At 31.2% G+C, this 10,593-nt stretch carries 8 protein-coding genes; 6 read left to right on the forward strand and 2 right to left on the reverse strand.

The features are described 5' to 3' along the window. Positions 1 to 199: 199 nt before the first annotated feature. Both R6X41_RS16020 and R6X41_RS16025 read right to left on the reverse strand, forming a co-directional pair. Positions 200 to 1,894 (reverse strand): hypothetical protein, encoded by a 1,695-nt coding sequence (locus R6X41_RS16020; protein WP_318501362.1) that lies wholly within the window; start codon positions 1,892 to 1,894, stop codon positions 200 to 202. A gap of 1,029 nt (positions 1,895 to 2,923) precedes the next feature. Further along, on the reverse strand, positions 2,924 to 3,352 hold the full coding sequence (locus R6X41_RS16025) for an FKBP-type peptidyl-prolyl cis-trans isomerase (RefSeq protein WP_318501363.1): 429 nt from the start codon (positions 3,350 to 3,352) through the stop codon (positions 2,924 to 2,926). A gap of 226 nt (positions 3,353 to 3,578) precedes the next feature. Between R6X41_RS16025 and R6X41_RS16030 the strand changes: the two genes are divergently transcribed. The 6 genes from R6X41_RS16030 to R6X41_RS16055 all read left to right on the forward strand — a co-directional run bounded on the left by R6X41_RS16030 (position 3,579) and on the right by R6X41_RS16055 (position 10,475). Beyond that, the gene (locus tag R6X41_RS16030; RefSeq protein ID WP_318501364.1) at positions 3,579 to 4,253 is read left to right on the forward strand and encodes a response regulator transcription factor; all 675 of its coding nucleotides are present in this window, start codon (positions 3,579 to 3,581) and stop codon (positions 4,251 to 4,253) included. Next, positions 4,246 to 5,505, forward strand: coding sequence for a sensor histidine kinase (locus R6X41_RS16035; protein ID WP_318501365.1), 1,260 nt, complete (start codon positions 4,246 to 4,248; stop codon positions 5,503 to 5,505). The genes R6X41_RS16030 and R6X41_RS16035 overlap by 8 nt, the downstream gene beginning before the upstream one ends. A gap of 60 nt (positions 5,506 to 5,565) precedes the next feature. Further along, positions 5,566 to 8,022, forward strand: a complete 2,457-nt coding sequence (locus R6X41_RS16040) for a TonB-dependent receptor (RefSeq protein WP_318501366.1) — start codon at positions 5,566 to 5,568, stop codon at positions 8,020 to 8,022. A 71-nt stretch (positions 8,023 to 8,093) separates the two neighbouring features. After that, entirely contained in the window at positions 8,094 to 8,843 is a 750-nt protein-coding gene (locus tag R6X41_RS16045; RefSeq protein WP_318501367.1) for a COG4705 family protein, read from the forward strand. Between the two features lie 107 nt (positions 8,844 to 8,950). Further along, entirely contained in the window at positions 8,951 to 9,691 is a 741-nt protein-coding gene (locus R6X41_RS16050) for a methyltransferase family protein (RefSeq protein ID WP_318501368.1), read from the forward strand. Positions 9,692 to 9,731: 40 nt separating this feature from the next. Next, positions 9,732 to 10,475 (forward strand): phosphatase PAP2 family protein, encoded by a 744-nt coding sequence (locus tag R6X41_RS16055; RefSeq protein ID WP_318501369.1) that lies wholly within the window; start codon positions 9,732 to 9,734, stop codon positions 10,473 to 10,475. Positions 10,476 to 10,593 lie beyond the last annotated feature (118 nt).

Below are 10,593 nucleotides of genomic sequence, written 5' to 3' on the forward strand. Positions count from 1 at the left end.
CGTCTGTATTTCAACCGGCTTTAGGTTTTGTTAAACATTCATTTTACGTATAAAAATAGTAAGTAATCTTAAGATAGGATGATGCAATTGCAATTGTTATGAGCTCTATTGCTTTTTAAAAGCAATAAGGTTTTTAGCTAAAAAAACGTAGAGTGTCCGCTAAGATGATAATTACTTTTAAATGCTGTTTATGAATAATTTATTCGTCCATATTTTTATTCGTTAAAGGTTCTTTTTCTATTTTAATGAAATAATGTAAAGGGTTAAAGCAGAAATCTTTAAATATGTTGAAAAGGACTTTCGGAATGAGTATAAAGTTAACACCTCTAGATTTTAATGCCAGATAAAATGTTATAGAAAAGCTCACTATAAAGTTGACTAACCCAATTAGTAAAGCACCAATAACAGCTAATAATATGGTTCTGATGTTGAAATCGTAATTCATGATGGAATATCCCACGTTTGCAGAACTGAAGGCAACGTGTCTAATATCTATTTGGAAAGGTAAAATATTACTCAATAAGAATGAAGACCCCAGAAAAAAACCAAGACTTATATTTCCAAATAATGTTCCTGCCTTTTTATCGAAATATGTTGCCAATCGCTTACTTTTTAGTAGGAATCGATTATGACGAATACGGTGACCTATTTTAGAAGCCATAACTTTATTGTCTACATATCCTGAAACCAATCCAGACAATGCAAGGAAAAAACCAGCTACAGAAGCAAAGAAAACCAATTGAGGTGTCGGAACAATTTTATGAATTAGATATTCAGGTGCAATAATATGTGACAAATATTCTGTGTCAAATAATTGCCAAATAAACATAAAGGCACATGCAAATAGAATGGCCATTAAAAAGTTACCCATAACAGAAATAAACTGGCTTCTAAAAACTTTCCTGACAATGATTGTAATGCTTTTCATTGAATCGAATTTCAGGTTGCCTTCCTTATCAATATTTTTTGCGATTGTAGTCGCAGTCATTGCTGGTTGTTTTGTAGCAATAATACCTCCCAATTGGTTTACAATAATAAAGCAAAGGGCATAATTTAAACTGAATAACAGGGCATAAGAAAGTTCAGTTAATTCGTAAGCACTAATAATGAGTTTAAAGAACGCAAATACGGCGATTATACCACCCCCAAATAGAGATCTATAGAAGAAGTTCCAATACTCTTTACGGCTTTCTGCAATATATTTTTCTCCTTTTGTAGAGTTGTGTTCTACAATTTCTATAGCAAGTAAATCAGAATGTCTACTGATATAGCGTCTGATACTGTCTTTGTTTTTTGAATATTCAAGAAATTCTGAAAGTATAATTTCCCAATGTTTTTTTGAGGATATATGTACTTTTAAATGTAGTAATTCCTTAATTCTATTGGTGTATTCTAGAATTCTTCTGGTTGTAAGCGTAAGATGAAAACTTGTTCCTATCTTATTTTTGTTTTTTCTTAAGTCTATTATAAGCAGTTCTATGGCTTCTAATGAATTAAATAACTGTAAGGTTTCTTCTTCTTCGAACTCCGATAATTTATTTACTTTTTCAAGTAGAATCTCAAAGGGTTTCGAGTTTAATTGAAGAAAATTATATTTTGCTTTAATATTGCTGTCCAGCCCAAATGCAACAACTTTAGCGCATAAGGCTTTAATACTTAAATCTAATTGTTGCGATGTTTTACTGTCTGATATGGTACTAAAATCTAAAAGAGACAATACAAAATTTATAGGCTCGTCTTCGTTTAGTAAAAGATATTCTACTGTGTTTTCATCTGGAATACTAGGTAATATTTTCCTGTAAAACCGATTGAGGATTCCTGAAGTAAACCCATATTCCTCCATGAGAGAATATTTGGTGAAAAATGAATAAAAATTCAAAGATTCTAATGTCATAGGTGCTCTCAGGTTATGTGTGATTTTTACGTATAAGCATATCTTAATTATTGGCTATAACAAACTTATAGTAAACATAGTATATAGATAGGCATTAATATTTTAAATTTTACAGTAAATCAATTTATAAAAATAGTAATAGATGTTGTAAGCGCATGATGCAAATGCAATTGTTATGTGCGCTAATGATTTTTTAAGACACGATTAAATAGTTCTAATCGAAACCTAAAACTAAAGTATATACAGATTTATGATGAGGTTTAACCACAGTTTTTAAGATTATAAATTAAGCACACGATACAAAGTAACTACTTTTTATTTGTGACTAAAATAATCTTAGCCGTTTCAATTTTTCTTTGGAATTGCTGTGGAGATATGATTTTTTAAGCATTTAAGGGAGCGTTTTATTTTTGGTAATATTCTAAAAAGGGGTAAGCATGCATTTGAAAACATGGAAATCGATAAATATTCAGTAGCAAAATTTATAAATATTTTTTTGACTTTATTTATATTGTCGGAATGTAAAAAGGAATGCGGGCATCTTAAGTTGATTTGGCATCACGAAATTAACTAATAGCTAAGTGTCTCAGACTGCTAAAGATGCAACTATGGCGTACTTTTCTCATGTAAATTTTAATACAGAGAATCTTTTATTGCATTTTGAAGGGGTGTACCATTCAAACTAAGAACAAGGCATTATTTGGTGGATTAATAAAATTCTGCGTGGTTTAAATTTGAAGTCAATTACTACAGTTTTGCAATCGGAATGGAATGAAATGACAGCCGATCAAAAAGCCTCAATAGCGAATTATATTATGGTTGTTGTGGATGATATGACACAGACAAAAGGATGATTTTTGTTTTAAAGAAAGTGTAGATTAAGAATCTGTTTTTCTTCGTTTTTGGGAAGTCATATGTTTTTAGTCTACAAGAATTTAGAGAATATCTCTAAACATGCTACAACATTTTAGCTCATAAAAAAATCCGAACTTAAGTTCGGATTTTTGTTTTCTATGCTATTTAAGATTGTTATTTGATTTCAATAACTTCTAAATCAAATACTAAATCTTGACCAGCTAATGGATGATTTCCATCTATAACAATATGATCTTCTTTAATGTCTACCACTACAAATTGGTGTTCTCTACCATCCTCACCTTTTGATGCTAATCCCATACCAACTTCTGGCTTCATATCTTGTGGCAATTGCTCGTTTGTAACTTCATGAAACAACTCTTTGTTTATGTCGCCGTATGCGTCGTCTTTAGATATTTCAACTGTTTTTTTCTCATTCACTTTCATATCAATAATCGCGTTTTCAAAACCAGGAATTAACATGCCTTGTCCAATAGTAACTTCTAAAGGCTCACGCTCTAAAGAACTATCGAATATACGACCGTCATTTAATTTTCCTGTGTAATGCACTTTCACTGTATCATTCTCTTTTACTTGACTCATACTATAATTTTAAATGTTTTAAAAAAAACAAAGCTAGGATTTTATGATGGAAGTTCACAGGATATGGACTAAAAGTCTATAAATTAAGAAATGTTTAACTTAAAACTGCACTAAAAGACCATATTGCAATAAACGGACTACACTAATATTACTTGATTTTAGAAATTTTAAAACTTTAGATTTAATTTAGAATCTATGCTTACTTTTATTATTCTAATTTTAGAATATGAAATATTTAATAGCTGAAGATGAAGTGGATTTACGCCAATCTATTGTAGATTATTTGGAGCGTGATGGAAATATTTGTGAAGTTGCAGGGGATTTCTATGAAGCTGAAGAAAAAGTAGCACTTTACAATTACGACATTATTATTTTAGATATAAACCTTGAAACAGGTAGCGGAATAGATGTACTTAAGACTTTAAAAAAGGATAAAAAACGTGCTGGTGTTATTATCATTTCAGCAAATAATTCATTAACCAATAAATTAGAAGGTTTGGATTTAGGTGCAGACGATTATATTACAAAACCCTTCCATTTAGCCGAACTTAATTCCAGAATAAATGCGGTGCTTCGGCGTGGGAAATTCGGTGGAGACGAGTCTATAACTTTCAATGAAATTACTTTAGATACAAAATCTAAAACAGCAAGTATAAATGGGAAATCTATGGCGTTAACCCGAAAGGAATACGAATTGCTTTTATTCTTCATTTCTAACAAAGGGCGCGTACTTTCAAAAGAAATTATAGCCGAACATCTATGGGGAGACAACAGTGATTTGCTAGATAATTTTGATTTTATTTATGTACATATTAATAACTTAAGAAAGAAACTCACTGCTGAAGGTGCAAAATATATTAAGACTGCATATGGTACAGGTTATAAATTTATAGATGAATAAGTCAGTGATAAAGAAAGAAAAACTTATAACAAAAACATCCAAAATGTTTCTGCAAGCAGCTGTTTTTTTGATGATTTTAAGTACTGTTGCGCTCTATTTTTATACTAAAAACTTATTGCAATCAGAAGTTGAAGAAGGATTACATACAACAGAGTCTAGAGTTGTTGATGCATTAGAACATAGTGAAGGTGAGTTTTCATTACCACCAATTATAGACGTAAAAATTGTAGACAAACTTAGTCATAACGTTTTAAAAGACACTATTATTTACGATCCTTCTCAAGATGAAATGGAATTGTTTCGAGAATTATCTACCTATAGGAGCATAAATAATAATAACTATAAAATATCGGTTAGAAACCTTGTTGTCGAATCTGGAGAGGTTTTAATGGGTACTGTTGTGTCTAATATTGTAATTTTTATGCTTGCCTTTTTGTTCTTATTCTATTTTTCGAAGTCTAGAAATCTTAGAATTTGGAAACCTTTTTTCAATAATTTGGAAGAAATGAAACAGTTCTCTTTAACTTCAAATAAAAATATTCAATTAATGGATAGTGATGTTTTGGAGTTTTCTGAACTAAAGGAAGAGCTTATTCATCTTACTGAAAAGGTAAAGTTGGATTATGAAAATTTAAAGCAATTTACAGAAAATGTATCTCACGAGTTGCAAACGCCTTTAGCGATTATTCAAGCAAAAATTGAAAACATCATTAATCAAACAGATATTAATAATACACAGTTTCAACAAATCACATCTATTCAAAAAGACATTCAGCGTTTAAAACAATTAAATAAACGACTGACTTTACTGACTAAAATAGAAAATAATCAATTTGTTACTATGGAGCAAATTGAGATAAAATCATTAGTTGATTCTACGATTGAAAACTTTAAAGAGCTAAGTCCGAATGAATTTTTATATACATCAGATACTGAACTTATGGTATCTATGGACTCGCATTTAGCACAAGTGTTGTGTAATAATTTAATTTCTAATGCCGTACGTTATAATGAGGATAGTAAAACGATAATAGTCAGTTTGAAAAATAAAGTGCTCACTGTTTCAAACTATGGTTTGGAAGAATTAAAATTTCCAGAGCATTTATTTAAACGCTTTTATCGAGAGAAGAATAATCAGCAATCTATGGGACTTGGTCTCGCTATTTCTAAGAAAATATGTGATTTATATGGATTTCAGATTCAGTATGTTTTTAAAGATCATTTACATCAGTTTACAATTGTATTTAAGTGATGAAAGAACAACTTTAAAAAGTCTTTAGAATTCAATACTATTTTGGCTCTAAAATTAAATATGATTAGAGTTTTAAAGCTAATAATAGTTGTAGTAATGGTAGTGTTTAGTGTTTCAGAAACGGTCGCACAAGACAAGATTTCTGTGAGTGGAATAGTGATCGATAAGGAGACACAAGAGCTACTTCCATTTGTGACTATTGCTATTAGAGAGGCTATAAATGATGCCGTTTTAACAGGAACCATTACAAACGATTTTGGTGAATTCAGCATTACAGATATTCCACTAGGGAAATATAAATTGGTTGTATCTTCTTTGGGATATGAAACCTATTCAAAACCATTAATTGCGAGTGGATTAAATTTTGTATTCGATTTTGGAAAGATAGAATTAGCTGTTGCTCACGAAACATTGGGAGAGGTTTCTATTATTGGAAAACGGAGTATTGTTAATAAGGCATTAGATAAAAAATCTTTTGATTTGTCCGATAATGTTGCTCTTACAGGTGGATCTGTTATGGATGCTATGAAAACGATGCCAGGAGTGTCTTTCGATCAAGATGGGAAAGTTATTTTAAGAGGTAGTGATAAAGTTGCTGTTTTAATAGATGGTAAGCAGTCAAGTTTGTCAGGATTTGGAAACCAAAAGGGCTTATCTAATATTCCTTCTGCCAATATTGAGCGTATAGAGATTATTAATAATCCATCTGCTAAATATGATGCTAATGGATTTGCTGGAATAGTAAATATCATTTATAAAAAAGATAAACAAACAGGAATAAATGGAAATGTAGGATTATCGTTTGGTTTAGGTGCATTATCTAAGAAAAAAGAAGATTTACCTACAGATTTAGGAAGTTATTCTGTGAATCCTAAGCTCATTCCAAGTCTAAATTTTAATTATAGGACAGACAAATTTAATTACTTCTTTCAATCTGAATTTATAGTACAAGAGGCGCTTCCAAATAATGAGTTTACAACGCGATATTACGATGATGGCCGTGTTATAGATTCTCAGGTTGCCGAAAATCGGAAACAATTTAGATCTATAATTACCGGAGGAATGGATTGGGAAGTTAGTGAAAAGGATGCGTTTACATTTTCTGTGATGTTAGATCGTGAAAAACATATAGATACATCTCAAGTTGCTTATATAAACGTGAATGAAGACTCTAGAGAGCGTTATTATACTTGGAAAGAAGAGGAAGTAACTAGTTTTATGAATTTTGCTTTAGCTTATAAACATAGGCTAAATGAAGTAGGTCGAACAATAAGTGCAAATGCACAATATACGCGTGGTTTAGAAGATGAAAGTTATTTTCTAAACGATAGTTCTGCCGTTCGGATTGGAAAAGATATGACCAATATTCGAGCTATTGAACATACTACAAGTGTGTCTGCTGATTATGAACACCCATTAAGTAACGGTCGTTTAGAATTTGGTGTTAAATTACGTTTTAGATATTTACCTGTAGAATATACTGTAGATTATTTACCTGTAGAATATACTGTAGATCGGGGTCATGAATCTATAATTTATCCAGATTTGGGTGACTATTCAAATTGGAAGGAAGATTTGTATGCAAGTTATGGGAATTATCTGCTTGAAAAAGAAAAGTATGATATTGAAGCAGGTCTACGAATAGAACAAACAAATGTCTCTTACGACCTCGATCCAGAAAATATTTATTACCCAGAAAATGATGACTACGATTACCTTGAGCTTTTTCCTAGCTTAAGATTTACATATAAATTAGCCTTAAAACATAAAATATCATTATTCTATAATAGACGTATTGATAGACCAGGAGAAGCTGAATTACGTGTGTTCCCAAAATATGATGATCCAGAATTATTAAAGGTTGGAAATCCGTATTTACGTCCACAACTTACAGATGGTGTAGAAGCTGCTTACCGATTTAGTTGGGGATCGGGTTCGTTATTTACATCCCTATATTATAGACAAATTCATAACACATTTCAACGTATCTATACTATAGATTATTCAAATCCAGAATACGATATTGTAAACCGTATTTATGTGAATATTGGAGAAAGCACTAACGCTGGAGTTGAATTGTTATTCAATCAAGATATTACAGATTATTGGAAATTAATGTCAAGTGCAAACATCTATAGAAATCAAATAGAGGCCTATGAAGGGACGGTTTTATTTCCATACGAGCGTCCATTCTTTATTGAATATTCATCAGATATAGCAGGAGATTTGAAGTTGACTAATAGCTTTACATTACCCTGGGAATCAGAATTTCAAATTATTGGTCTGTGGTATAGTGGTCGAAATATTCCTCAAGGCGAACAATTGCCGCGTTCTTCTATCGACCTAGGATTTAAGAAATCACTTTGGAATAAGAAAGGGGCAATTACATTCTCAGCTTCAGATGTGCTTAATAATTTTGGATTGCAGCAAAAAATAAAAGGAGACGGTTTTGATGTAGTCTATGAGAATTACTACGAAACTCAAATTTTTAGAATTGGGCTCAATTATAAATTTTAAAATAAAACCGACTTTAGAATTCTTTTAGATTCTGTCTTTACATTTAATATAAGGTTTAAAAGGGGTATAAAATGAATACATCGGAAGTAAATAAAGTAGCAGAAGTTACTGCTCTTTTTTGGGTGATGAAGATTGTTGCAACCACTCTAGGAGAAACCTTGGGTGATTTTATTGCACAAACACTAGGCTTGGGTTATACTTTTGGAATGGTAATAACCGTCATGTTTTTTATAGTTGTATTACTCTTACAGCTAAACGTAAAAAGATATGTGCCTTCATGTTTTTGGATTGTAATTATAGCAACCACAACACTAGGTACAGAAATATCCGATTTTATGGATAGAACTTTAGGACTAGGTTATACAGTAGGGAGTGTCATTCTTTTTTCATGTTTAAGCATCACTTTAGTTATTTGGTATAAGCGATTTAAGAATTTATCTATATCTCCAATTTATCAAAAAAAGAAAGAACTATTATTTTGGGTAGCCGTATTATTCTCAAATAGTTTAGGTACAGCGTTTGGTGATTATTTAACCGACGAAATAGGGTTAACCTATGTAATCGGGGCATTGGTAACGGGAGCGATTATAGGCATAGTGTTGCTTTTACATTATTACTCCAAAATAAATGAAGTTTTTCTGTTTTGGGTAGCCTTTGTTTTTACTAGACCGTTTGGTGCAACTTTTGGAGATTTTCTAACTAAGCCGCTAGCAAAAGGAGGGTTGGACTTAGGTACATGGCAGGCAACACTGGTATCTGTAATTCTTATTTCAGGATTAATTATTTATTCTCATCGAAATATAAATAAAACTAAAGCTTAGCATTTTTTCCTTTTCATAGAACACTCTTCTTTAGTTTTTCTTTAGAATCCAGATCTAATTTTGCCTTAATAAAATGTATTTAAAACAATTCTAAAACATATATTATAATGGCATTACAAGAAGAATTCAAAACACAAGGTGATTTTTTATTTAGACATAGAAGTTATTTACCTCTAATTATATTAACTATTGGTCTGGGTGTATTTATACAAACGGAATATGCTGAAATAGAAGCTACAGAAACGTTGTTCTCGGAAATATTTGAATATATATGTCTTGCCGTCTGTTTTTTAGGATTATTAATACGCGTGCTTACAGTGGGACATACACCAAATAATACATCTGGTAGGAATACAAAAGAAGGACAAATTGCAGATGTTTTAAATACCACAGGGATGTATTCCTTAGTGAGACACCCATTGTATGTTGGTAATTTCTTTATGTGGTTAGGTGTTTCTATGCTTACTGAGAATGTATGGTTTGTAATCGCATTTGTTCTGTTTTATGCGTTTTATTATGAGCGTATTATGTATGCCGAAGAGAGCTTTTTAAGACAAAAATTTGGTGATGATTATTTGTTATGGTCTAAAGATGTCCCTGCGTTTATTCCAACTTTTAAAAATTTTAAGAAAAGCATTCATCCTTTTAGTTTTAAAAAAGTGCTTAAAAAGGAAAAAAATGGATTTGCGGCTATATTTCTTTTGTTTTGGCTGTTTGAAAGTATAGGAGAAATTGTGGAGGAAAAAAGACTCGTTTTTGAATTCGATTTTTGGTTTTATGCAGCCTTAACTTCGCTTCTTATATACTTTGTTTTGAAGGTGATGAAAAAGAAGCAACTACTTAACTAAAGATTTATCAGAACTATTTTCAATAGTATAAGGAAATCAAATGAAATATTTATTTGTGTGTTTTTGTGTCTTTGCTAATAATATATTTGGACAAATTACTCCTGTAGATTCAATACAAAAGGATGAACCGCTTAGGTTTAAATATCAAGCATTAATTATCCCTGCCGCTTTAATTGGTTATGGTGTAGTTGGCTTGGAAAGCCATACTATAAGGGATATTAATGAGGGTGCTAATAATGAATTATTAGAAAATATAGATGATAAATTCACAGTTGATGATTTTAGTCAATATGCACCGTTTTTATCTGTTTATGCCTTAAATGCTTTTGGTGTTAAAGGGAAACATAATTTTAAGGACAGGACTATTATTCTTGGTACAGCATATTTAATAATGGGAGGAACTGTTGGTGTGCTTAAATCAACATCAAATGTTATGCGTCCGGATGGATCTTCAAATAATTCATTTCCTTCGGGGCATACGGCAACAGCTTTTATGGGAGCAGAATTCTTATATCAGGAGTATAAAGATGTCTCAATTTGGTATGGTGTTTCTGGGTATGTTGTTGCTGCAGGAACAGGTTTTTTTAGAATGTATAACAGTAGGCATTGGTTAAGCGATGTGGCTGCTGGTGCTGGAATAGGGATTTTAAGTACAAAAATAGCCTATTGGGTACATCCGTTAATTAAAAAGCATGTTTTTAAAGATAAAGAACATACCAATGGATTAGTCATGCCTTTTTACAATGGACAGTCCTATGGTTTGAGTGCAACAATTACTTTTTAAATAAATATGAGATCCAGTGATTTGATTTGGCGACACTGCTTTAGATATTTATTTTTTGATTACTCATTTGTGACTGACTAAATTATTCTATTTTTTATGAGTTTTAATGCTTAGGATA

The sequence above is a fragment of the Formosa sejongensis genome (assembly GCF_033447105.1).
Taxonomy (GTDB): Bacteria; Bacteroidota; Bacteroidia; order Flavobacteriales; family Flavobacteriaceae; genus Formosa.

Bases quoted from the DNA above. Each gene is read 5' to 3' on its own strand.
- R6X41_RS16030 (WP_318501364.1), top strand. From the start codon at position 3,579: ATGAAATATTTAATAGCTGAAGATGAAGTGGATTTACGCCAATCTATT.
- R6X41_RS16055 (WP_318501369.1), top strand. From the start codon at position 9,732: ATGAAATATTTATTTGTGTGTTTTTGTGTCTTTGCTAATAATATATTT.
- R6X41_RS16025 (WP_318501363.1), bottom strand. From the start codon at position 3,352: ATGAGTCAAGTAAAAGAGAATGATACAGTGAAAGTGCATTACACAGGA.
- R6X41_RS16020 (WP_318501362.1), bottom strand. From the start codon at position 1,894: ATGACATTAGAATCTTTGAATTTTTATTCATTTTTCACCAAATATTCT.
- R6X41_RS16040 (WP_318501366.1), top strand. From the start codon at position 5,566: ATGATTAGAGTTTTAAAGCTAATAATAGTTGTAGTAATGGTAGTGTTT.
- R6X41_RS16045 (WP_318501367.1), top strand. From the start codon at position 8,094: ATGAATACATCGGAAGTAAATAAAGTAGCAGAAGTTACTGCTCTTTTT.
- R6X41_RS16035 (WP_318501365.1), top strand. From the start codon at position 4,246: ATGAATAAGTCAGTGATAAAGAAAGAAAAACTTATAACAAAAACATCC.
- R6X41_RS16050 (WP_318501368.1), top strand. From the start codon at position 8,951: ATGGCATTACAAGAAGAATTCAAAACACAAGGTGATTTTTTATTTAGA.